Source organism: Pseudoalteromonas sp. SR45-4 (genome assembly GCF_014163535.1).
In the GTDB taxonomy this organism is placed as follows: Bacteria; Pseudomonadota; Gammaproteobacteria; order Enterobacterales; family Alteromonadaceae; genus Pseudoalteromonas; species Pseudoalteromonas nigrifaciens.
In genome coordinates, this window is the sequence record NZ_JACJDO010000037.1 from 1 (window position 1) to 23,288 (window position 23,288).

Sequence of the window (23,288 nt, forward strand, 5' to 3'; positions counted from 1 at the left end):
AAGGTTTAGTGTCATTGAAAGATATTTGGATCAATATTCATTACGGGAGATGAACCGCCCATTGCGGACCCGCATGATGGGTGGTGTGGGGGCTGGAGGTTAGAGACCTCCGGCTACCCGATTAGCTACCGTTATAACTTTTCGCTCTAAGGGCAAAGTCACTTACAAATGCGTTAATAATTTTCTCTATATGCTGATGTTTAAAACTGCTGGAGTGAGCTATATTTAAGTGTTTTAAAAAACCTTGCTCTTCAATTAACTCACCAACTAGTCGGATAAGCGAATCCTTTTGTAAAACACCTTCTGATGCCATTGTCTCAACAAGATTTACAGCGGAACTATTATTTATGTGGGCGACTGCAAAAGTCCAGCCGTCAGAATTTACATCATCATTAATATCTTGGCTTGCCATGATATAGATTTTAGAAAATGCCATTTTAGGGCTTACTGTAATTAAATTACTTTTTTGAATAGCTTTCTCAACGAGCTCCGTTACAACAGCCTTCTTATCTTGATCTGACATTAAAATAGTAAAAGTTATATTAGTTGGCACTGCGCTAAAAGTAATTCCAGAAAATAATAAAGTAAAGATACAAATTGATTTAAGAATATGTGACATAGTTTTCCTAGGTAGCTAACAGCTTATTGAACACCATTTTGGTGGTTTATAACACACCAAAACGGCGTATATTACATACCCTGATAATTCCACCAATAATTACCTTTGTAAACAAGTAATTAAAACCGCTAGGAATCAAGCAGGTTATTTCGCCCCAAAATGGCGTTTAATAATGTTATCGGACAAAATTAGGCTCCTACTCGAAGATGTAGGAATAAATTAAACTTTTTCACTGTCCGCTTCTCGCTCAAAGCCGACCTATAAAGTAATTACTTTAACACGTTTGGGGCAAAAGCTTGTTAGAACAAAAGGCAGACTGAGACAAATAGCATCGAAAAGTTTCGAGCTTTATTGTCATGGTTTTAGTATTTATTGTCGAGTTTCATACTTGTCCTCCAACAACAGTTATAAAAAGGTAGGTAAAAATTGATTATGAAAAAAGTTTTTGCAGGGATTTTCACTATGGGCATTCTTTCAGGCTGTGTAACTAGCAAGCCAATGACTTATATGCAAGACCATAGCGAAGCTTACAACATAGCTCATGCTGCTGGTTTATACACTGATATAAACGATTCGTATGTTCCTTCCGAGGATATGGATACAGTTACCAAAACAATGCTTGACGCAGGATTTGTCATAGGCGGTTACGGTAGCCCGCAATTAGGCATGACGAACTGGCAAACTGCTGGGGTTAATTTATTAAGTGTAATGCTAGAGCCTGACAGTCATGGTGCGCGCAACAGTTTGATGGCTTGGATGCCAATTAATTTAGCTAACTCCCCAGCTGACGCGCAGAAAGTATTAATATCACACATTAAAAAATCAATAGAACTCGTTTTAGAAGATATTGGTGTTAAATATGAAAATATTTATGATAAGAATGGCAAACTTTCAATTTACTTCATTAAAGATGATTGGAATTGTCCTGAATATTCGCATGGTGTGACTAAGCTATCTGACTTGTGCGAAATCAGTGTTGAAACATATAAACCGCACAAGGGCGTAGTACCATCGTTTATTGGTGGTGTCGAAGAAGAGCGTTATATATTTTCACCAGACGATGGTCGTGATTATCACAATTTAAACTTGGTGATTAGCAAGAAAAGCAAAGTACCTCAAGAGCTAATTTACACGAAAATCAGTGAAAAGCTTAATGATTGGGTGTACTTGTACTTAGCCCCAAAAAAAGTTCGGAAAGCTAATGGTGAAACAATCAACTTTCCATATATTTTGAATGATGGCAAAGTAAAGCTCTTTGTTACCCCTAAACTATAGGTTTCTTTTAAAGCGGGTTTGGGAGAGCAATAAAGTATCATACTAAAAACAAAATGAGCGCACTAATGGCGCTCAAAAAAGTAATAAAGTTTCATACTGGTATTTTCCCTCTATGATTTTTTTGAAAAATACCAAAATCTAGCGATAGGCCAAACAGGACAATCCTGTGTAGTCCGATTCAACCCCAGCCATTACTCAACGATAGGCCCTTGACGCCAATACGCACGGGCCATGTAAATCACAGCCAGTTTTTGAGCTTTAGACCACTCTTTAATTTCGCTAATAAACGTTACTGCTACTTCTTCAGAGCCAAGCAAATCACGAATTTGACTATCATATTGATAGCCCTGTTCGATATTCCAAGGCAGCATGTCTATTTCTTGCTCTAAGTTCGGTGGCGCAATATAACCATTGTAAGCGCAGTGAAAGGCGGCGCGCTGATTATCTGTTAATTCTGGCAAGGCTTCAGTTGCAAAGATTTTATATTGCTCAGCCATGGCATTGAGTGAACCTGACCAGTTAACCCCCTCGCGGGCTTCACTTGGGGTGGTTAACTCATTACACAGCTTAATGGTGCAATCGACTAAACGAACGGATTTTTTTATTGGCATTGTTTTGTCCTTGGATAAAAGCGGCCTAAGCCGCTTAATGTTTGTTAACTATCGAAGTGTTCTCTTAGCTCGTTTTCAGCGTCACAACGACAGTCACAAGCATGCATTTGATAAAACTCTTGGGCTAATTCGTTGTGATTGTAATCAATATCAAACTGATCAAATTCGGCTTTCATAAACTCATGAACACAATTATCAAAACCCTGATTCCAAATATTTAAATCATCACCAGTGCTATTTTCCTTTGCTGATTTAACTTCTGTGTTTAATTCACTTGTAAGCTCTCTGGTTAACGATGCGAAATAAGCGGCAGTGGCTGCTTTGACTAACTCAGTTTCATTTGGGTTGTCTTCACGATCCCATTGAAACTCAGCGAAAAGTGCCTGCTTGTTGTAGTAACTACGATAAGCGCATTCAACAATGATATGAGCCTCGTTTTCACTAAATGCCACATATAAACCGTCAATTTCTTCAACATGTAAAATTTCTTTTTGAAGTAATGCAGACGCGGCGGCACATTCAACATCTTTAAAACTATCAAAGTAAAATGCTGTTAACTGCTCGAAAATGGCTTTATGCTCTTCATTGTCTGCATCGAAGTCTTCACCTAAAATGGAGTGAACACTGTCACCTGTATCAGGCAGTTGTAAGTAGGCTTGATCCCAATCACCATTGCCATGTTGAAATGAAAATTCAATTGAGTCTGATAGTGAAAATGAAATGTTGTTGATTAATGTATTCATGATTTTGTCCTTAACTTTCGCCCTCATTTAAGGGGCATCTTAGTCATGTGGGGCGGTATTGCCTGACCACGGATTAACCATATCGCACCCATGTCGCACCTGCAAGTTATTTTAACCTTTTTGTGTTTTTATTGCTCAAAAGGGGTGCAACGCTGCGTCCTTTCTCAACTTCAGGGAAAACCGTTTAAAAGTAAATTAATAACGCCACCAGCTCGTTTAACTTTTATTTATTATAAACACTTTAGCTAAGATTTACATTTAAACCCAATTGGGTATGTTGTCATAATACTGCATAATTAATGATCTATGGGTTGCGCGTTTACAGTCTAGTGTAATTATTATCATTGTTTATCTGGAAATAATGATGTGAGTACAACACCTTTAAAAAACAACTTAACTACAGCTATAAACTCTACATCAACAGGCTCTTTGTCATTAGATGTAGCTTTAGGCACAAGAGGCTTTACTTGGGGCAGGCTTGTAGAACTGAGCGGTGATGCAGGGGTAGGGAAGTCTACTCTAGCTTTAAATAGCATTCATGATTGCCAGTTAAATGGCGGTATAGGCGCTTATATAGATGCAGAGCACGCTATGGATATAGGTTATGTAAAAGCGCTTGGGATAGATTTGGACAACCTCGTTTTTTCGCAGCCGTTAAATAGTGAACACGTATTTGAAATGGTACTCAAACTTATTGGTATTGCTAATGTCATAGTTGTTGACTCAATCGCAGCGTTAGCTCCGAGCGATAAAGGTAGCTCTAATTACGGTGTCATTTTATCAGGTGGTTTTGCTCGTATAAGAGAGCGGTTAAAGGGCACTGAAACAACGGTGATATTCATTAACCAACTTAGAAACAAGTGCAACCCAGTTACCGGGCATTATGAATCAGTGTCAATCGGGGGGCAGCCTGTAAATAATTTTATGGCCACGAGAGTACGCCTGTTCTACGGTAGCGGTATTATTGATCATGAAGGTGCGCTAGTTGGGCATCATTGCAATATGCGAGTTCTAAAACATAAAGATGGTCAATCTGGTGGTTACGCAACAACTCCTATTTTGTATCGCAAAGGCGTTGCAAACAGCTACGAGACATTAAAGCTAGGCTTGAGATCCGGTGTTATAAGGAGGACTAGCACAGGGCTTTTTATAAATGGCAGGATTATTGGCGCTAATGGGTCTGAGGCTAAGTTTATGCTGGATAAAGAGCCTTTTTTGCGGTCAAGTATAAACAGTGAGTTGTTAGTAGGGTGTTTAAATAGCAAGCCGGCAACAGACTTACTTTCACTCAACTAATACCGGTTGCGCGATTTGGGTTTCGTATTACGTTGTTAGCATGTAATTCAGATTTTTAGCGGTAAGTGCTGTGGTGATCAAAGGATATAAAGGCAGAGAATTAAAGTTAGGCGATAAAGTTAGAGTTTATCGTAATTTGAATGTTGGCTGTTGGTCTGTTCTCGCCATGTCAGGTCAGTATAAAGGTAAAGTTGTCGCGCATTTAGATAGCGTTTCAATTCGAGAGGTCGAGTTTATAGTTTCAACCGCAGGTAGAGCTAGAGTTTTAGAGAGAAAAGTAAAGTCAGTACACGCATATGCTCAGGGCTTTTTTGAATCAACCGATGTTAAACCAATGCACTCATCGTGCCTGGTTGTTACTTATGACCCATATAAGTACGGGTATTTTTATAAGGTTGATAATGAAAGCTGTGAGCTTACCGAGGTTCAAGAGTTAAATTTTGGCAGTGGCAAAGCTTATATGACTCAGGAACTAGCCGCTTAAGCTGGTATATGCACCGACAATTGGATTTGTAGGGTTGGCATTGCTTTATATTGGAAGTGATTTTAAAGGGCTTGCACAAACAAAGAGGTTGCGGCTGGTGGATATTATTGAGTTAGAGCCGACAATCTTAATTGTCGGCATAATGAATTATTAATGAGAAGATAGGTCTATTAAAATTAGAGATAAAATTATGCATATATTGAAAAAAACAGGTTTAACGATTTCAGCTGTAACATTAACAGCTTGCATGTCAACTCAACCGCCCGTGCTAACAAAACAGTCAAATGATGTTTACCAGTTTAATGAAAAAGCTAGCTTTGCATTAAATGTAGCTAACATGACCCGCAAAACCGCTGGTCTGTCTGATGTAGATTTACCTGAGAATGCACAGTTTAAATCAAATAACTTGTTGGTTGGTGCCGAGTACGCTCTAGCGTTTCTAACCGATGGATTAGTAGACCTTGCAGGCAGTATGGGAGCGCAATCTAAAGCAGATAAAGCCTTTAACTGGAAGCCTATGCTTGTCTTTTTGGGTGACTTGGATGAGAACAACCTTGATGCTTCTGCACTTAATGTTATAGAAAGCGGTTTAAAAGCAACATTTGATAATATTGAAGGCACAGAGTACGTTGGCATTACCAGATCGAACAACGCCAGAGATAGTAATAACTTCATGTATTTTTATAAAGGTGGCGCTTTGTGCAACGCCGAAACGCGCAAACTTTACATTTATACTTCGCCTGAGCCACACCCTAGTTTTGTCGATTACGACCCCGCTGTTTTTAACGGCTCATGTGCTTCAGCTGTAAAAATAGAGGTTAATGGTAAGGTGAATTTTAACGGTGAAGTAAAAGACGTTGTAACTATGACTATATTAAATGGCTATGAGGGATTTGATAGTATAGCCGTTGCTACAGCTGGCTTCTCTTTAGTACCGAAAGAGTATAGGGTTTGGGGGTCAGGTATAAAGTACACAGTACCAGCTCCCTACGTTGTTCATGATAACACCATGTACTTATTCAGCACGAGTAACACATCATATAAATTAAATAATGCTGTTAGGTAGTAAATAAATAGCTTAAGCCGGGAACAACCGGCTTTACACTTTGCTGGGGTAATTTTAGTCTGCCACCCTGCTATTCTATACAGAGACTAATTTTCTAAGCAATTTTTAGAGGGAGAATATTATTGTCTCATAGTGTTAGTAAATCAGAAGCCCAGCGCACTGTAACTGAGTACAAAGCAAGTACAGGCTTGTTACGTGAAGAGATAGTGTGTGATTTAAATGACGATGCTCAAGACTTTGTAAAGAGCAAGCATGCACCAAAAACTCAATTGGCCTATAAGTCAGACGCGAGAATATTTACAGAGTGGTGCTACCTACAAAATCCATCAATAAACCCACTGCATTGCAAAACAGCAGATATATGTAACTTTCTTGCTATGCAAGCAAAGGGCAATTTGAGCCGTTGGCAATGGGTTGATAAGAAAAAAGGTCAAGGGACTTTAGTAAATGGTAAACCCCTAGCCTTTTCGTCAGTTTCAAGGCGCTTTAGCGGTGTTAAGTTCGCGCTAAGTCAGCTTGGCCGTAAGTTTAGTAAGGCTGAAACCGAAGTTGTAGCCGACACTTTAGCTGGTATAGCAAACAGGGTAAGTACCCAGCCAAGTAAAGTAAAAGGATTTGGGCCTGATGAGTTGAGGCTTATTTTTAGTGAAATGAATTTGAATGACCATGTAGATCTGCGAGACAGGGCTTTACTGATGCTTTTATTTGCTGGGGCTTTTCGCAGATCAGAACTGGCAAGTTTAAAGCACAAAAATATAAAATTCATTCAGAATAAAGGTATGGATATTAAGATTGAAAAAGTTAAGCGTAATAGAAATGGTATAACAAAGTCTATTGTTGCCGGTGACAGTGACTTATGCCCTGTTCGCTTTATGCAAGAATATATTGATGCAGCTGGCATATTTAACGGTTATGTTTTTAGGCGCAGTAATCGGTCGCGGAAAATGTTGCTAGATAACATTTCGGATTTAAGTATTTATAAAATCGTTGTTAATCGATTTAAAAAAGCCAATATAGATGGCCGCTTTGGTGGTCATAGCGGGCGAAGAGGCTTTGTAGACACTTCTTTGCGTGCTGGGAAGCCTATTAACAAAGTTATGGAAATGACTGGGCACAAAGATTTACGTACTGTTCAAGAGTATTTTGATGAAACTGAGCGCTGGAAAGATAATGCTGGCAGTGGACTGTACTAAACTAGAAAAGCCGCAATAGCTTTATGCTAGTTGCGGCTTTAGTGCGTAAGATAGTTAATTACACATTGGTATTATGAGTAAGCTTTCCTGAAGACAGTATTTCTAGCTTCTGATTAGTAATAACCTCAAGCTTTTCCATGGGCTTAATGCCTTTTTCAGCAAAAGCTTTTTGAGTTAATTTGTAGGTGTTACCAATTACATCTATAGGAACAATTTTAGGTAAGTTATTAGTATCGGTAATTCGCTTTTTCAAATAACTTTCAAAATAATCTCTACAAGATTGTTCGTCAACATCATTCATATTTAAACTGCTAGAGCACTTGATGAAACTTGCAACACCAGCTGAGTCATGCACCAACTCCGCTGATGGTTGCTGCATGTAAAAGCCAAATGCTAAAACAGCAACTGAGGTACCCAATAAAAAGCGCCCTTTTTTCTTCGGCCAGTTATACCAGCTATAACTTTTTTTGGCCCCAGTAGCTTTCATTTCATTTTCTTCATTAGAATTTTTAACGTCACTCATTGAACAACTCACTTTTAATATTATTTAAAATTTAACTTTAAATAGACTTTACTATTAAAATCATTACACCATTCTATAACGCTAACTATTGAATATGTAGTATTATTAGTGAAATTTTATTCTTAGGTTGATAATCAGTGAAATTAAAGTCAAAAACATCCCTTACACTAGTCGCTTTACTAACATCCTCTGTATTGGGTGTGTTCGGCTATAAGTCATATGTAGAATTTAAGTATAATGAAGCGCTAACTAAAATTAATGAGGTAGATGGTGTATCTGTAAGTAACTCAAGCTTCGACACTAATTTCTTCTCTTCTACTGCAACTGCAACCAGTGTTATTTCTATTGATAAAGCGAAGCTATCTTTCCTTGAGTTTGGGTTAAACATTTCAGACCAGGTTAAATTAGAGGTTAAACATAATATAAATTACTTAACATACCCGTTAGAAATTAAGCATGAGCTGTACTTTGACGAAGCTATGTCTAAAATTGCCACGGACTTCTTAGGTGTTCCCCCTAACCAAGCAGATAGATTTATGCTGCCGATACAAGCTTTAAGCTTACATAGCTTGGACAGTTCAACTTTTCTAGGAATGACTGATCACATTAAGTTCGGCGAATTTATTGAGGTAAGCCCCGTTAGAATTAAAGCTTCACTGTTTGACCAAGGTATTGCAATTTATGCCGCTGGCAAGCGTGCTTTTGCTCAAAGCTCTACTTCTATGGCCTCGCTCTCTGCTGATGACTTTGCCGTGCAATGGTCAGGCGAGCTATTTAATTGCCTTGCTGTATGTACTGGGTACTCTGAAATTAATGCAGCTAAAGTAGAACAGTACAGCGATACCGGCATGCTGGAGTTAGAAGCTGATAACCTAAACATGTTGACCAGTTCAAGCCTTAAAGATGGTTTGTATAGGTTTACTCTTGGTACTACAGCAACATCTATTAAAACACCACTCATGCACTGGACTGATTTTGATGTATTCACTGCTACTGATGATATTAAGAGTGCTGCAATAGAAAAATTCGAGGCGGATTACAAAGCTTTACTGGGCAATAGTGAAATGAATTATTTTGCACAAGCCAACTTAAAGAGCTTATATGCCCGCTTCTTAGAGTCAGGTATGAGCATTAAAATAGAGAAAGTTAAGGCAATGTCACCGTTTGGGCCTATCGATGGAAGTTTTAGCGTTCATTTACCCGAGAATAGTATGCCTGATATGGTTAACAACCCATTAGGTCTAATTAAGGTTATCGATGCAGACCTGAAGCTGAAAATGCCAACAAAAGAGTATGAAAACTTATGGGGTTTTGGCTCTAGCAAGCAAATACTTCAAGCTGGTTTTGCTGTCAGCTCTAAAGACAATGCATCTTTGAAAACAGACATTTCAATTTCGAAGGGTTTAGCTGAAATTAATGGTAAGCAAGTTTCACTATAGTAATTAGTGGTGTTATGGCATGACACATGATTAAAGTTTATGTGCTCATGCCATGCAATGAATGATTAATCCTCCAACCTATGAAGGTAAAACTCAGTGGGAGCAAGGTTTTTGTTAATTTCAGGCGGAAAAGCCAACAGCTGATACCCCTCAAGCAATATTGAACTCTCACTTTCGCATTTTATGTATGTAATATAATTTTTCCTATCAACACCACCATCTGCTTTGTCGAGAGAGCCCTCAGCCATTAAGCTGCATCCAGACCATTGACCTCCCCTGCTTGTTACTGTGAACTCAGCCTTGAAACGCAATGCATCTAGCTTAAATCTTGTAATGGATCTAAATACTAGTGGCAGCAAATCATCTGTATCAAGTTCACCAATGTTTTCTGAATATATAACAAAAGAATTACTGAATACTCCGATTGGATCTGTAGAAAGTGTTGGCCCACTTGCAAAAGCTTCATGAGCTTGCACTTTGATCCACCGCCAAATATCTTTAACTTCATTGGTCTGCAATATAAATGCTGAACTCAATAACACTATTAAACTAATACTTAATTTGAAGCCATTAAATTTTTTAAATGCTTTTTTAAGCCTCCCATCATCTTTAATTGCATTAAGCTGTTTAAGTAATTGGTCGCTGCTTTCATTAGTTGAAATTTTGGGTGGTTTTATATCTGTATTTTCTATCATATCTCGCCTGTGACACCTTAGTTTACAATTGTTTTGATCGTATGCTCTTGTTATAGTTCTTGCAAGTTCAAAATAAAGCGTAATAAACGTGAGAAACAAAATACCATGAAAATTAACAATCATACATTTTATAAGAAACGCGACTTACTAGGCGTTGTCGCTGTTTCAGCGTCCTATCCTTTAGCGTATATAGCTGGTGGAGAAATAGGTGTTTTATATTGTGGCCTAACAATGGTTCACTTGATATTTCTTTTCATGGCTATGCATAGTGACAAGGCATTTAAAGTCGATGTTTTTCTAACCTTAATACCAGTTGTATTTATTGGTATGTACTTCCACAGATTAGCTATCAACGCATCGCAAAATGGTACAGATACGATTTACGCTGCTACTGAAAATGTAATGCTATGGATTTTCATGGGTGTTTTACCTCTTTTCATTCACCGAGCTGTTCATCACATTTTAGTTACTAAGGAGAAAGAGAAAGAGCAGCAAGACAATGAGGCTGCTGACTGATGGGTGTTGATATACCGACAGAAGCGCTAACCTATGGCGAGCCTGTTCAGCAAGTTGTTGTAGAGCAATGTGTTTCTAAATCGGCTGGTAAGCACAACTTCGACCCTATCCTGCTATTGGCTATTTTAGATGTAGAAGGTGGAAATAAAGGCGCAGTAATACGAAACTCATCCAACGGATCACATGACCTTGGCCCTGGCCAAATAAATACGATTCAATTTAAAGAACGCTGGTTTAAAAAAGAATACCCAAACATTACATGGCAACAGCTTTCAATGGATGTTTGCTTAAACATAGAGGTAGCAGGTCGGGTTTTAAAGCAAAGGCTAAATGAGCTCAAACCAAACCAATCTTTCTGGAATGCAGTGGGCAACTACCACTCAAAAACAGCTTCGTATAAATTGATATATTTACAGAAAGTTATGAAAGCTTATCGCATTAGAACTGAGCATGAAGGTGGCGGTTTTAAAATGTCTTGGACAGAGAGTAACAACTAAGTAATACATTCACTATATCAATAAAAAGCCCCTTTGATTATTATCTAATTAAAGGGGCTTTTTTGGTATTGCTCTTAAAATAAATGTAAAACAAGCCAAAATTAGCTGCATTGGCTCAAGACAGCTCTTATGGTATTAAATTTTAGTAATTTGGAAGTAAACATATTTCGAATTGCACATATTATTTCAAATTTCATTACCATAAGACTCCACTTTAATTTAGGTGTAGCCTTGATTAAAGTAGGTAATTAAGCATCTGTAAGGCTGCTTAATTATTAGTTTATTGGTTATTTATAAACTTAGCAAGTAATTAATTTTAGGTTCCTGAAGTTGATTGCCATGCTTTTTAGTCAATTCCTTAAATACTATTGTTTATTGCGTTATACTATATTTTAATTCTTATTACAGAGGGTCAAATTAATGCCTGCAAAAGAGAAAAAAATACCAGTTGAAGATTTTAAAAAAGAACTTACATCTGTTTTAAAGCGCATCCGTAGTATGCGGAAGCACCTTAAAGATGAGAGCTTGGATTCTTTAGTTGAAATGCGTGATAAGTTTGACCTTTTAATAAGCGAGCGTAAAGAAGCTGAAATAGCTGAAGCTAAAGCGTTAGAAGAAAAAAAAGCTAATATCGCCATGCTTAGAGAGCTTATGGAAGAACAAGGTTTAACTGATTCTGATTTAATAAACCCTGAGTTAGTGCCTGACAATAAAGCTAAGCCACCTAAATATTTGTATGTTGACAAAGACGCGAGAAAACACCGGTGGAATGGCAAAGGTATTAAGCCAAAGATATACAAAAAGTTAATTGAATCTGGCGTCAATATAGATAAAAGCTGCATGGCACGCGATGTTGAACCTCGAATATTAGCCGGCACCCCCCCGCACCCTGACCTTTAAGTTTAAAGTTCTAAATAGGCAAGAGTGACAATTTGGTCAATCTTGCCGTGCCCTTCCATTTTCTACTTATTAAAAATCTACTATACATGGCATAATACGCTCAACATTGAAACCGTGAGACTAATGTCATGCAACAACACTCAAAATGTATAACAACAGGTCGCAGTATTCTAATGGCTGCATGTTTAACGTTAACTGGCCACTCTGCTGCATCCCAGCCTATCAATGAAATTAAAGTTGATGAGCTGAGGAAAAAAATGCAAATGCAAATGCAAAGCCAATATGGAAGCGTCGCTGATATTGGTACCAACGCTATATCTCAACAGCGTATGAATGAAATTGTTAGCCGTGTAAGAACATTAGCCACTGAAGACGGTGCTTTTAAATTACATCAAATCAGCAAATATTGTCAGCCAGAGATTCTTAACCTTTGTAAAGGCCTAGATATTAACGATCCCATGCTTACGGCATGCCTTGTTCAAAACCAGCAAAAGCTAAGCAAACAATGCCGCACTGTTACCTCCGATGATAACTTAGGCCCTCCTACGCATGGTGATGCTTATTTCAATGATGTCCTTATCCCCGCTAAAAGTCGTTACTTCCATAATCCTGCGGATAGAAGTATTGGCGTTAAGCTTTCCAAGCCTACTGCTTTTAGTGGCCTAAATATAAAGTCTGAAATATCTTGGTACGATGGAGGTAATATTAAGTCGTTTATACCTGCCACGAGCCCAGTTCAGTACGGTAATCAAATTTTCTCCCCTGGCTATAAGCTAGCTTTCTTTCCAACCGGTGAAGTAAAAGAAGGTGTTTTAGACAGCCCTGTAAATATTGGGGGGGTAAACTTTTATCAAGGACAAAAGATTGCGCGTAATAATCCTCGTTCACAATGGTTTGCTGTGGAGTGACGCACATCATATTAAGTTTCGATGCATTGCGGGATTTAAGTCATGTTTTATTATCAGTGCAGATTTTAAGTATAAATAAAGGTGTATTAAATGAGTAAATCAATTGCTGTAGTTCGTGGTGCTTTTAACCCGCCAACAGTTGGGCACAAGGATTTTATTAGTCGTTTATCAAATTTTGATAAGGTAATTGTTGTCCCATTGCACTCAGACCCAAAAGGTAGAAAATTAACTGAATATAATAAGCGATGTGAAATGCTTAACCTCTTCCTAAAGGATATTGCTATTGCCAATGTTGAGTTGCTTGTGATTGAGCATGAAATTCAGGATGATAGCGAACCAGTAAATGAAGCTGATCTGTTAGAGTATATAGCAGCTCAACATCAAGACTGTGAAATTACATTGGCCATTGGTCATGATAAACTCACATACTTATCAAAACAGAAATATTATGCTGATATAGATGGGCGCTTTAATGTTTTCTCTGTTGCTGAGCGCTGTGTAATGAGAAGCGATATAGTAAGAGAGAAGTTAAGTCGCGGAGTATGTATTTCAGGCGATACAACCCCCTCTATAATGAACTATATTGCCTCTAATAACTTATACGCAAGTCCCCAATTAGAAATGGCAAGCTGATTAGTCTCTGGGGTTCGTGTAAGGCTTTATAAGGACACTGCTACATAAGATAAGGTCAACGGCAAGGGTTGTAAGGCTCACTGCTTCCGTGGCCTTAAGTGCAACTATTTAGAGATTAATATGAATAGATTTATGAACTGTTTTTTTAGTTATTTTTTTATGTTCTTTTTTTATGTTCTTTTCCGCATTGGTAAATGCCAAACCAATAATCTCATTTAATGCTTCCAAGTCGGGCACTAATCCTTCAGTTAGTCAAATAAATGTAAGGTATGTAAATCGTGAGATAGGATTTGAAGCTGGGAAATAAAGATTCATACTTAACTTGGGTAACAGCTTATATTCTTGCTATTTCATTTAAGCTTTCATCCATTTTCCCCGGTGTTTTACTAAATCATAGTAAAAGCTAGCCACTGTCAGGCTTGAACTTCGGGGAAATCGTTCCGCTTTTTAAGATTGTTACTCGTGATTTTAAATTGAATTGGCAATATAAAATGCGCTGATATACTTTTAACCATGAACTGAAACGCAGTTCAACGACTAAGCGGAACTTAGAAATTAAAGGAAAGTATCATGTCAGATTTAGAAATACTTCACAGTGTTTACAAAAAAATGTATCAAGAGTTCAAGTCTTCTGAGGGTTACATCACTAAAGATTTTTTGCATAATAATTTAGGTGAATTCACTGGTGCTGTTTTAGAGGATTGGTGCGGAAACCTGTTTTTATCGTCTGATGAATTTAAAAAAACTGAAAATTCAGAGCATAGTATTTTATTTGTCGTGTCAGCGAGTCACAACAAAAGACTTCAAAAAGGTAATGTATCTTACGTCCCAACAAAAACACGCGTGGGTGTGTTAAGTAATGGGGATTTAGTGACTTTTGATAGTACCACTGAGAAATCAGGCTCTCAAACGTTCACGGGTGACACTTATATTGATTGTTACAGTACAAAGTTCACGATTAAAGAAACGCTATATAAAAGTGAGTTGTTTCAGGATTTTTTAAATGTTACTGATATTACAAGTGAGCAAATAGAATCCGTGGCTGTTGAGTTAGCACAAGAAATAATTGACCTACATGAACAAGACACATTTCACGTATAAGAGAAATCATACTAAATAAACTTGAGGTTATTTAATGAGATACTTACCTTGTAATACAGCAAAAAAATGCAAAGCATGCTCAGATTGCGCCACCAGCATTATCCAAAACGGTCACATACTAAAGGAGTATCCTATTTGCGACAAGTGCAAAGCGAGTGTCTGTTTTGTAAGAATTGACCATGTTCTACATGTACCTAAAATCAAAAAGTGCGGTAAAACAAAGAGGAACATAAAAATAATCGATCCTAAAAAAAGCCCTGTGCGGTTTGTTAGTAACTTTAGGCAGTTGGCTGTTGAAAAGGGAGGTGAGTTGATATTATTATCTCCCTTGAAGTATCATACATCTAAAGCAACGCACATTACTAAAGATGAACGTCATGCCGTTGATTATTTACTAGACAACCCACCCATAAATAATAAAGGTGTTATATATCAAGTGTTGGAAGGTTTAGATAAATATGGCCAAAACGAACCCCACCCCATTTTCCTGTCGAACTCATCAAGCCATCACTGGACTAAAACAAGGCTTTCCTTAGAGGATGCATATCACAAGCTTATTTCTCGCAGAACTTCATATTTGCAAAAAACAGGGAAAAGAGGAGGAGTAACTACAAAAAAATCAAAACCATTTTGTTTTGAAACGTTTGAAGCAACGTATAAACCTTAAATTTACACTCTGCCCTCACGCTTTATAATTTAGTTCATGCAGAACGATAAAACCCCAGCTTTAAGTTTCTGGGGTCTTAATGTGTAATTACTATGGAGCAATAATTGAGCTTAGGTTTTTTAGAAACTCATTTGGTGCAGTAAAGCCAGTCAACCTGTTGCCCTTTTCCTCTTCACCGTTAGCGTTGATGAGCACAACTGTCGGCAAGCCAAGTACATCAAGTTTTTTTAGTATTGCCTTATCGTCATCTGTGTTTTTTGTAACATCTACCGTGATGAACTCAGTTTCAGAAAGCTTGCTTTTGACTCCGGGGTCAGAGAAAGTAACTTTTTCCATTTCTCGGCATGTAGTGCACCAGTCAGCATAGAAATCAATTACCACAGGTTTACCTAATTCTTGCGCCTTTTTTACTCTAGCAATAATGTTTTCAAGTGTTTCGCCTTTGCTTGGTATTGATGCGCCCCCCGATGTGCCGCTACCCACTGGGTTTTGGATAATGTAAACAGGTATAGCTACCGTACAAATAATAGAAAAAATTATGGCGGCTTTTGTTACCCCTTTAGTACAACGAGCTAAATAGTATCCCATAGCCGCTGTTACTAGAGAGGCCGCTATTGTTGCAGTAACCTCTAATGGGTAAACTCTATCAAGCATGTATAAGGCCATACCAAGCATACCGATACCGAATAAGGACTTTACTCTGTCCATCCATAAGCCAGCCTTTGGTAACAAACTTCCGCCACCTGCTCCAATAATCAATAGAGGTAAACTCATACCAATACTTAGTATGTATAAAGTAGCAGCTCCTATTATCAAGTCTCCAGTTTGAGCCACATAAATAAGCACGCCGGTTAAAGGTGCTGTCGTGCAAGGTGAGCTAATTAAACCTGATATTGCACCCATTACAGCTGAGCCAGCATAAGAGCCGGACTTTTGTGAGTTGCTAACTGTGGTTAATCTTGATTGGATTGCTGTTGGCATTTGAAACTGGAAAAAACCAAACATGGACAGGGAAAATACGCCAAACAAGATAGCCGTTGCTACAATTACTGTTGGTTGCTGCAATGCTGCTTGGAACTGCAATCCTGCTGATGCCACTAGTAACCCAAGTCCCGTGAACGTAATAGCCATACCTTGAACGTATGCCATGGATAGTTTAAAGCCTTTTTTAGCGCTTAAATTCTTGCCCTGACCAGCTATTATGCTAGATAAAATCGGGTACATAGGGAAAACGCAAGGTGTGAATGACAACCCAAGGCCAAGTAAGAAAAACAAGCCTAGATTTAACCATAAGCCTTGGCTCTTTAGTTTATCGGTAAGAACCGAGTTTGAAGTTTTGCTTTCTACCTGATTTATATTGGTAGCATCAACAAATATGTCTTTTGTAACTGGTGGGTAGCAAAGTCCGGCAGCCGAGCACCCCTGATAAGTAATACTTATATTACCGGGTGCATTTGAATATATAGGCAGTTTAATGCTAGCGTTGCCCTCAAGAACTTTTACAGTACCAAAGTTAATATCATCATGGTCTATTGCATTTGGGTATGCTGCTTGCCCTAGAGTCAGTTTTTCACTTTGAAAAATAAAGTTATCGAGATATAAATAGTGGCCATCAGCTATATCCCACGTTAAAACAATTGGATTTTCCGATGCGATATAGCTGAAACTAAATGCTTCATCCTCACTTAATACAGAGTTTGAATATTCGTTATTGAATACAGTAGCGGTATTAACACTAGATGAGTGACTTAGTTCTAAGAGTTTATGTTCAGTTGAATTTGCTTTATTAGTAAAGAGTGCAGCCATTAGGATTATGGTTGCAACGGTGAATTTCATTAATACATACCTTCTGAAAAAAGGCTCAATTTAAGGTTAAATTGAGCCTTTGGGTGGTGCCAATACAAATAGGTTGTTATAACTGTTTTACTAGTCTAACTAACCTATGAGTATTAACGTCCTTTAGGAATTCGCTTCCATCAGTAAAATCAACGATTAACGCTTTAATTCCACTAGCTGAATTTGTCCCTTTTGCATCAAACGTATTACTCCAGTAAACACCTAGTGGCGTAGAAGGAAAAGCCTCTAAGTTTATGGAGGGAGCTGTGCACGACCTTTCAACTAACGAGCTAAGCTCCTTGATATTTGGCAATCTCCAACCGGTTGTACCAAGATAGTCTTTGTTGTTTTCAGTAATGGTTAGGGCTTCTTGCCAGCTATGAATGTGTGTTGGTGAGCCTGTGCAGGAGTTATCTGCAAAAGTTTGGCCTAAAGAGCACTTGCTCCACACTAGACCATTAACTATGTCTGTTACCGTGCCATCTTCATTATCAAGGAATTGCCCAGCTTTCTGTGTGGGCGCAATACTGTCAGTTTTACACGTTTGCGCGATAGCAGGGGCGCTAAGCGCAGCAGTAAGGCAAATTGCAAATGTTAGTTTTTTCATTGTGCACCTCCACGTACCAAGCGAATAAAGTTTGAAACTTGCTTTTTACAATAGCGAACCTGACCAGTTACAGTGGATAAGCACCACGCAGCGCCTTTTCCATCTGCCGAAGGTGTAGCGCTAATATAATCACCATTAGCAGTATTAGGGAAATATTCAACCTCCCCCGCTTCTTCACCTGTCGCTCTGTAGTTATGAATAGATCTTAATTCATCGATTTCAGATAATCTCCAATCTTTGTACCCACAGTGAGCGTTCATGTTCATAGCTTTAACATACGTTTCTGTGTTGCAGTGGCTAAATGAATTGCTGTAGTTTGGTAGTTCATCATTTGGAAATGCACAATTCATGCTAACTGGATATTTATTGTTTACAAAACGTAATCCCTCCGCGCCTTCTGCACCGCCATTATTAGTCCGGTCATTGTTAAACCAATAGTATTTGTAGTTAGCAGCACGCCAATTTTCATGAGACGGTAGGTAAGAGTAATTGCCATCTTTAATCATTTGGGCGATTGTATCTTTAAGCTCTTTACCCGAAGAAGTAGGTAATGTTTGGGTGGATTGTTTTGACTCCCAAATCAAGCCAGTCCTATTGTCCTGTATACATTCATATTGATTAGCGTTACTAGGCAAGGCGTTACCGGAAGCATCCAGCTTAGTGAAAGACAGGCCAGCTGCCCCATCGTAGCTTACGTTATTACCTGCATCATGACCAAATTCAGCATCTTGCCCTGGATAATCAGAAGATGGGGATGTTGAAGTAAAGCTTTCACCGTCATACCAACTAGTTACACCTGTGTCATTCAAACCAATATCACCGGGTATAAAGATGGTCATGATATTATCATCACCCAGCTTAGCGTTTTGAGGTGATAACAGCTCAATAACTACTGACTCCCCACCTTCCTTAATATCATCGGGCAAAAAGTCGAGGTCGATAGTTACCTGCTTTGCACCTGAAGGAACAACGATTGGGCTTTGTGTCTTAAGTTCATAGTCTTGATTTTTAGTGGCTAAGCCTGAAAGAACAAATGGTATTTTGACATCTTTTTCTGAGGCCGTTGAGAGGTTAACTTTAACTTTATAATCACCTGCTCCCTCAGCTACTTTTGTAAAGCTTGTTTCAAATGCAACCGTACTATCTTCGTCTTCGTCTTGAATGGTTATAGTGCTGCTATTGTAATTCTCTTTGATCGTAGCGTTAATTGCATTTTTAATTTTTATTAAAACCGTTTCATCATCTTCATCAAAGCTATCGCCAAGCACGATAAACGGGATTTCATACGAACGCGCTCCCGCTTTTATCATTACTTCTCTCGAATCAGCAATGAAGTCCATACCTGCTGTTGCTGTAATACCGGTAATATCATAATTGAATGTAATATCTTTTTTGGCAACGCTTGATAAGTTAACTTTAACACTTGAAGACAATTCGCCATTCGCCGGCTCCATTATTTTCTTCGTGCTTTCAATCGTTAAAAAAACCTCAATATCATTATCTTTAATTGTTATTAAGCTGGTGTCGTTACCCGCTTTAATTTTCGCATGGCTAGCTTCAGTAATTTTCACATAAAAATTTTCGTCACCCTCTACCACTTCGTCACCTAACACCGTAAATGGCACTTCAAACACTCTTGAACCAGATTTAATGGTCCCATAACCTTGCTCTGCCTTAAAGTCCTCGTCTGCTGTTGCTGTACCACTGTATACTTCGTATTTAAAGCTGACATCACTATCTGCTACCGTAGACAGTGTTACTTTTACCGAAGATGTTGATTGCACGTCTTCCGGCTCATTGACATTGCTGTTTTTTTCTATTGATATAAATACTTCATTTTTTCCATTTATATCGTCCTCAAGCTCGTTTGAGCACCCTCCCAAACTAACTGCGGCCAACACCGCCAAAGCCGCTCCATGTTTTTTAAACTTCATAATAACCACCTTTTTGATCTCGTAGTACGAATATAACACCTATCATTGAATACGCAGTAATTCTAAGTTGAAGAGCAAAAAAAAACCAGCGAAATCGCTGGCTTTAATTGGCTATAATGAAATTCTTTGCATTACATAGGTAAGTTATTTACGTTGTTTAAAAATGAATAAACTCGGTCTAACAGGTTCAAAACTGGAACACCATGAGCTAAATAGTAAGCTTCTTCTACAATAACAATACCATCTGTTAGATAAAATTTTAAGCTTGGGTGTAACCTGTTAAGCTCTAGTGCCTCTAGCGGAGTTAGAGCATAACTTGAAGGCAAGCTTGCCCTTAAAACAAAGCTATCTGTTTTTGTACCTTGGGCCCAATTAACCCATTGGTTAGTGTTAAAAACCGAAAAGCTAGCTTTTAAGCCCGCAATAGTAAAATACAAAGCGCTTTCTTCTGAGTCAAATGCGTATTGCAGTTCCGAGTCTGTAAATTCTGGGGCTACACTACAAAATAGTGAGATAACTTCTTCAGGAAGCATCTCATCGAAAGAGCTATGCGTTTCAAACTCTTCAACAGCAAGTGACGTTATTAGCCCGTTGATTTTTATATCACTTGCAACCAATGTACTCTCCATACCTTTCCCTTTTTAACTATTTGCCACAAGCATAAAAAGCTCGTGTAATAAATTGAAACCTAGCAAATGCATTGCCGCAGCTATAAGTAAACCATATGTAAACCCGTACTCTACAAAACCACCTGTTCTGAAAGTTAGGGGGAACCTAAAAGTAGTCGAAATAGGCCATAATAACCTTACACCTGCTGGTGTTAATGCATCACCTATTAAGTGTGCGGCAAACCCAAAAGCTAAGGCTGTTGCATAATCCTGCTGTGTTGCAACTAACCAGTAGCACGCTAATAATGCCCATATCGAGTGAGTTATACCTCGACTATGTGTATGCTCACTCCATGGAAGTATCGCCCTATCACCTTGCAAGTAGCTTAGTGGTACGGAGATAAACTTTACTCTACGCCCTAAAAGGGAGTCAGGATGGTCGGCATCTGGAAGAAGTGAACCAAAGCCAACAACCACAGCTAAAAGCAATGCCTCTAAAGCTTGAGGTTGGTGGTCTAGCAGGTAACTACTAGACAGCACCCAGCTTGCAATGGCAGTAGTAGCATGATTTTTACCAAGCATGAACTACCACCATAATTAACGATTAATTGTTACTTGATTTGTACTATTAATTAAAGAACCTTTGTTATTTTCTGTCTGTTTTGGCTCAACAGGCACAGCGGTAGTTTCAGCCGCTTTTTTCTCAGTAGCACGACGTCGAACTTCTGCTTCTATCTCAGAGTATGCTTCTTTAGCAGCAACACGAGTAGCATTGCCAGCTTTTCGAGATAATATGGTCGCTTGCTGGTCATACGATAGATGTAATAGCGTGTATACAGTATATTTGCCATTAACTAGTTGAACATCATTTTCAACGGTGTTCACACCAACAATATCAGCTGAATCAACAAACTTTGTTACTACTGATTCTGCGTCACTTTCAACATTACCTTGTGAGCCTGAACGCATAAAAGCACGCTCTCGACCTGAAACCTCTTGATTTAAATTTTTTGCTAAAGTGAATTCAGCATTTAATTTTGCTTGGTTCATTGTGAACTGCAAATTATTTGATGTTGCCGTACCTACAGCGTATATGCCAGCATCATCATTTTGTGGTGGCGATAAGAACCACTTAGGTACTGCACTAAACACTTCTTGAGCTTCTTTATTTTGCTTTTCAACAATGTCTTGCTGACGCTCAACATAAACCTCAATTGGGTCGTTTGAAGCACAACCTGAAATTAGTAATGTTGCAGCGACTGATAGAGTTAAAAGTTTACGGCTTGCATTTATTTGTAACATGATTTTTATTTCCTTAGATGTAAATACTATTACATTCTTACCCAACTCTTTAATCGCGCAACCCCCTAAAACAATATTTATTTTAGTTGATATGTTCATTATGCATTTATGTTAAGTATAAGAGGTTAATAGATGTGAAAAGTTATGAACACAATATAACTGCGTTTATTACTGTAAATATTATTTGCATTTATTGTTACAGGCTTTTGTTTAATTGGTGGGTTGCGCGATTCCAACTTAGTGCGACTATTAATACTCAACTAATTAATAAAGACGTAAATCAATGCAGAATGAATTAATTAACTGTTTCGATAAAGTTAAGTATGAATACTTAAAAAACAAAATATTGCTAGATGTTGATAAGGAGTTGGCATTTGCTGCTAATTCAACCTCTATATCGGTTGATATTAATAACTTAAATAATTGCTCGAAACTAAGCTTTATTTCATCAATCGTGAATGCAGCTCTACTTGGTTTATCCCTATCGCCTGATGAGCAGTTGTGCTTTATTGAGAGAGTAAATGTTAGCGGTGGTACAAAGTTCAGTTTAAGGCTTTCCCTAAAGGGTATTTTAAAAGTTATATCAAGTTTGGAGTCATTTTCGGTGCTGGCACTAACAAATACTTTAAACGGATGCAAAGCTCGCTTAGAGGGTGATGTTATGGGCTTTGGTTGTGAGCAAACAATAAATGTTTTTAATGACAGCTTTGAAGATGTTAAGGGGACTATTTGCATACTAGAAATGCAAAATAAAGATCAGATAATTACCGTAATTAATCGTGATGAAATTGATGAAATAATAAGCCTAACGGGTTTGCAGGCATACCTACCCGCTCATTTAGTCGGTGCGTTTCATGTAATTAAAAGAGCCTTGAAAAACATACCTGCTAAAAGTGGGACTCGTTTAGAAGTTCTTAAAAAAGTTACACGTGATTTAGATTTAGATATTTTTAACTAACTTTTACTCTATTTAGGTTATTACTTATGAACAACATATTGAACGCAATTAATGCAATTGAAGAAAGTTACAACACAATTGTTAATCAAAATAATTATTCACACTTAAGCTTTGAGGTTGAATCTAATTTAGCAGTAAGGATTTTTGAAAATAACGTGCTTGCTAAATACCCGATCACTAAGATTAACGTAACTAGTGTTGCGCATTCTCTTATTAATGCGGCTTCTCTAGGTTTATCCCTGTCGCCTCAATTAGATCATGTCATGATTGTTCCAGAAATTAATAGTTCCGGCCAGGTACTTTGCAAGCTTCATGTAACCTATAAAGGGTTGCTCCATTTATGTAATGAGGCAGGTGCTATTTCACACATTACAACAATGGTTATCCATAAAGCTGATAAAGTACGCCTATCAAATGATATAACTAGTAAACCACAAATTATTATTGATGATTTGTTTGGTGATCGCGGCCCAGTAGTAGGTGCTCTATGCACTATCTGCACACCAAAAGGTGATTACTTAACAACTAAAATGTCAGCAGCTGAATTAGATCAAGTTGCATCCATGAGCGGTAATAGCGCTTGGTTTGGTGTGTTCTCGGACGAATTTAGGAAAAAACAAGTATTAAAAAGGGCTCTCCACACCTTAGTAAGTTCTTACCATGGCCGGCTGCAATCAGCGGCTAAGTTTTTAACTGATAATGATATGGATTTATATGAATCAACTGAAAGAAAGGCAATAGCTAGCCAGTATAAGTCTGTTAGTAGCAAAACCTCAAACCAAGGTGTTACTAGAGCTGAGACCATTTTTAAAAATAGAGTTAAGCAAACACCACCACCTGCTCAAGAGCAACAACAGCTCTATATTAACTAACAAAG

26 protein-coding genes are annotated in these 23,288 nt (G+C 38.1%); 15 read left to right on the top strand and 11 right to left on the bottom strand.

The window, feature by feature from the left end; genetic code table 11:
• Nucleotides 1–121 precede the first annotated feature (121 nt).
• Nucleotides 122–619, bottom strand: a complete 498-nt coding sequence (locus H5058_RS14220) for a hypothetical protein (RefSeq protein WP_182678708.1) — start codon at nucleotides 617–619, stop codon at nucleotides 122–124.
• A 432-nt stretch (nucleotides 620–1,051) separates the two neighbouring features.
• Here H5058_RS14220 and H5058_RS14225 point away from each other — a divergent pair, with 432 nt between their 5' ends.
• Nucleotides 1,052–1,894, top strand: coding sequence for a hypothetical protein (locus H5058_RS14225; RefSeq protein WP_182678710.1), 843 nt, complete (start codon nucleotides 1,052–1,054; stop codon nucleotides 1,892–1,894).
• Nucleotides 1,895–2,085: 191 nt separating this feature from the next.
• On the opposite strand, the gene H5058_RS14230 is transcribed toward H5058_RS14225, so the two are convergent.
• Both H5058_RS14230 and H5058_RS14235 read right to left on the bottom strand, forming a co-directional pair.
• A complete protein-coding gene (locus H5058_RS14230; protein WP_182678712.1) occupies nucleotides 2,086–2,505 on the bottom strand; it encodes a hypothetical protein in 420 nt (139 codons plus the stop codon).
• Between the two features lie 44 nt (nucleotides 2,506–2,549).
• Nucleotides 2,550–3,248, bottom strand: a complete 699-nt coding sequence (locus H5058_RS14235) for a hypothetical protein (protein ID WP_182678714.1) — start codon at nucleotides 3,246–3,248, stop codon at nucleotides 2,550–2,552.
• A 366-nt stretch (nucleotides 3,249–3,614) separates the two neighbouring features.
• On the opposite strand from H5058_RS14235, the gene H5058_RS14240 reads away from it, so the two are divergent.
• The 4 genes from H5058_RS14240 to H5058_RS14255 all read left to right on the top strand — a co-directional run bounded on the left by H5058_RS14240 (nucleotide 3,615) and on the right by H5058_RS14255 (nucleotide 7,287).
• Nucleotides 3,615–4,544: a hypothetical protein gene (locus H5058_RS14240; protein ID WP_182678716.1), complete on the top strand. Its 930-nt coding sequence runs from the start codon at nucleotides 3,615–3,617 to the stop codon at nucleotides 4,542–4,544.
• A 73-nt stretch (nucleotides 4,545–4,617) separates the two neighbouring features.
• Nucleotides 4,618–5,028 (top strand): hypothetical protein, encoded by a 411-nt coding sequence (locus H5058_RS14245; protein ID WP_182678717.1) that lies wholly within the window; start codon nucleotides 4,618–4,620, stop codon nucleotides 5,026–5,028.
• 190 nt (nucleotides 5,029–5,218) lie between these two features.
• Complete coding sequence (locus tag H5058_RS14250) at nucleotides 5,219–6,094, top strand: hypothetical protein (RefSeq protein WP_182678719.1); 876 nt, start codon at nucleotides 5,219–5,221, stop codon at nucleotides 6,092–6,094.
• Between the two features lie 122 nt (nucleotides 6,095–6,216).
• Entirely contained in the window at nucleotides 6,217–7,287 is a 1,071-nt protein-coding gene (locus H5058_RS14255; RefSeq protein ID WP_182678721.1) for a tyrosine-type recombinase/integrase, read from the top strand.
• A gap of 58 nt (nucleotides 7,288–7,345) precedes the next feature.
• Here H5058_RS14255 and H5058_RS14260 read toward each other — a convergent pair whose 3' ends face one another.
• Nucleotides 7,346–7,810, bottom strand: coding sequence for a hypothetical protein (locus H5058_RS14260; protein ID WP_182678723.1), 465 nt, complete (start codon nucleotides 7,808–7,810; stop codon nucleotides 7,346–7,348).
• A 137-nt stretch (nucleotides 7,811–7,947) separates the two neighbouring features.
• Between H5058_RS14260 and H5058_RS18630 the strand changes: the two genes are divergently transcribed.
• A complete protein-coding gene (locus H5058_RS18630; protein ID WP_182678725.1) occupies nucleotides 7,948–9,249 on the top strand; it encodes a DUF945 family protein in 1,302 nt (433 codons plus the stop codon).
• 65 nt (nucleotides 9,250–9,314) lie between these two features.
• On the opposite strand, the gene H5058_RS14270 is transcribed toward H5058_RS18630, so the two are convergent.
• Nucleotides 9,315–9,944 carry a hypothetical protein gene (locus tag H5058_RS14270; protein ID WP_182678727.1) on the bottom strand — a complete coding sequence of 210 codons (630 nt, stop codon included), beginning with the start codon at nucleotides 9,942–9,944 and terminating at the stop codon, nucleotides 9,315–9,317.
• Nucleotides 9,945–10,049: 105 nt separating this feature from the next.
• Between H5058_RS14270 and H5058_RS14275 the strand changes: the two genes are divergently transcribed.
• The 7 genes from H5058_RS14275 (at nucleotide 10,050) to H5058_RS14305 (ending at nucleotide 15,166) form a co-directional block, all read left to right on the top strand.
• Nucleotides 10,050–10,460, top strand: coding sequence for a hypothetical protein (locus tag H5058_RS14275; protein ID WP_182678729.1), 411 nt, complete (start codon nucleotides 10,050–10,052; stop codon nucleotides 10,458–10,460).
• Nucleotides 10,460–10,957 (top strand): lytic transglycosylase domain-containing protein, encoded by a 498-nt coding sequence (locus tag H5058_RS14280; RefSeq protein WP_182678731.1) that lies wholly within the window; start codon nucleotides 10,460–10,462, stop codon nucleotides 10,955–10,957. The genes H5058_RS14275 and H5058_RS14280 overlap by 1 nt, the downstream gene beginning before the upstream one ends.
• 420 nt (nucleotides 10,958–11,377) lie before the next feature.
• Nucleotides 11,378–11,857, top strand: coding sequence for an H-NS family nucleoid-associated regulatory protein (locus H5058_RS14285; protein WP_182678733.1), 480 nt, complete (start codon nucleotides 11,378–11,380; stop codon nucleotides 11,855–11,857).
• A 128-nt stretch (nucleotides 11,858–11,985) separates the two neighbouring features.
• Entirely contained in the window at nucleotides 11,986–12,765 is a 780-nt protein-coding gene (locus H5058_RS14290) for a hypothetical protein (protein WP_182678735.1), read from the top strand.
• A gap of 90 nt (nucleotides 12,766–12,855) precedes the next feature.
• Nucleotides 12,856–13,398, top strand: a complete 543-nt coding sequence (locus H5058_RS14295) for an adenylyltransferase/cytidyltransferase family protein (RefSeq protein WP_182678737.1) — start codon at nucleotides 12,856–12,858, stop codon at nucleotides 13,396–13,398.
• Between the two features lie 570 nt (nucleotides 13,399–13,968).
• A complete protein-coding gene (locus H5058_RS14300) occupies nucleotides 13,969–14,499 on the top strand; it encodes a hypothetical protein (protein WP_182678739.1) in 531 nt (176 codons plus the stop codon).
• Between the two features lie 34 nt (nucleotides 14,500–14,533).
• Complete coding sequence (locus H5058_RS14305; protein ID WP_182678742.1) at nucleotides 14,534–15,166, top strand: hypothetical protein; 633 nt, start codon at nucleotides 14,534–14,536, stop codon at nucleotides 15,164–15,166.
• A 90-nt stretch (nucleotides 15,167–15,256) separates the two neighbouring features.
• Here H5058_RS14305 and dsbD read toward each other — a convergent pair whose 3' ends face one another.
• From dsbD to H5058_RS14335, 6 genes are all read right to left on the bottom strand, one after another.
• Complete coding sequence (gene dsbD / locus H5058_RS14310) at nucleotides 15,257–17,002, bottom strand: protein-disulfide reductase DsbD (protein WP_182678744.1); 1,746 nt, start codon at nucleotides 17,000–17,002, stop codon at nucleotides 15,257–15,259.
• Between the two features lie 76 nt (nucleotides 17,003–17,078).
• Nucleotides 17,079–17,609 carry a DUF1566 domain-containing protein gene (locus H5058_RS14315; RefSeq protein ID WP_182678746.1) on the bottom strand — a complete coding sequence of 177 codons (531 nt, stop codon included), beginning with the start codon at nucleotides 17,607–17,609 and terminating at the stop codon, nucleotides 17,079–17,081.
• Complete coding sequence (locus H5058_RS14320) at nucleotides 17,606–19,543, bottom strand: Calx-beta domain-containing protein (RefSeq protein ID WP_182678748.1); 1,938 nt, start codon at nucleotides 19,541–19,543, stop codon at nucleotides 17,606–17,608. The genes H5058_RS14315 and H5058_RS14320 overlap by 4 nt, the downstream gene beginning before the upstream one ends.
• A gap of 131 nt (nucleotides 19,544–19,674) precedes the next feature.
• Nucleotides 19,675–20,172 carry a hypothetical protein gene (locus tag H5058_RS14325; protein WP_182678750.1) on the bottom strand — a complete coding sequence of 166 codons (498 nt, stop codon included), beginning with the start codon at nucleotides 20,170–20,172 and terminating at the stop codon, nucleotides 19,675–19,677.
• A gap of 12 nt (nucleotides 20,173–20,184) precedes the next feature.
• On the bottom strand, nucleotides 20,185–20,733 hold the full coding sequence (locus tag H5058_RS14330) for a metal-dependent hydrolase (RefSeq protein WP_182678752.1): 549 nt from the start codon (nucleotides 20,731–20,733) through the stop codon (nucleotides 20,185–20,187).
• A 15-nt stretch (nucleotides 20,734–20,748) separates the two neighbouring features.
• Complete coding sequence (locus H5058_RS14335; protein ID WP_182678753.1) at nucleotides 20,749–21,453, bottom strand: hypothetical protein; 705 nt, start codon at nucleotides 21,451–21,453, stop codon at nucleotides 20,749–20,751.
• A gap of 283 nt (nucleotides 21,454–21,736) precedes the next feature.
• Between H5058_RS14335 and H5058_RS14340 the strand changes: the two genes are divergently transcribed.
• Both H5058_RS14340 and H5058_RS14345 read left to right on the top strand, forming a co-directional pair.
• Nucleotides 21,737–22,411 carry a recombinase RecT gene (locus H5058_RS14340; RefSeq protein ID WP_182678756.1) on the top strand — a complete coding sequence of 225 codons (675 nt, stop codon included), beginning with the start codon at nucleotides 21,737–21,739 and terminating at the stop codon, nucleotides 22,409–22,411.
• Between the two features lie 26 nt (nucleotides 22,412–22,437).
• Nucleotides 22,438–23,283, top strand: coding sequence for a recombinase RecT (locus H5058_RS14345; RefSeq protein WP_182678758.1), 846 nt, complete (start codon nucleotides 22,438–22,440; stop codon nucleotides 23,281–23,283).
• Nucleotides 23,284–23,288: the final 5 nt, after the last annotated feature.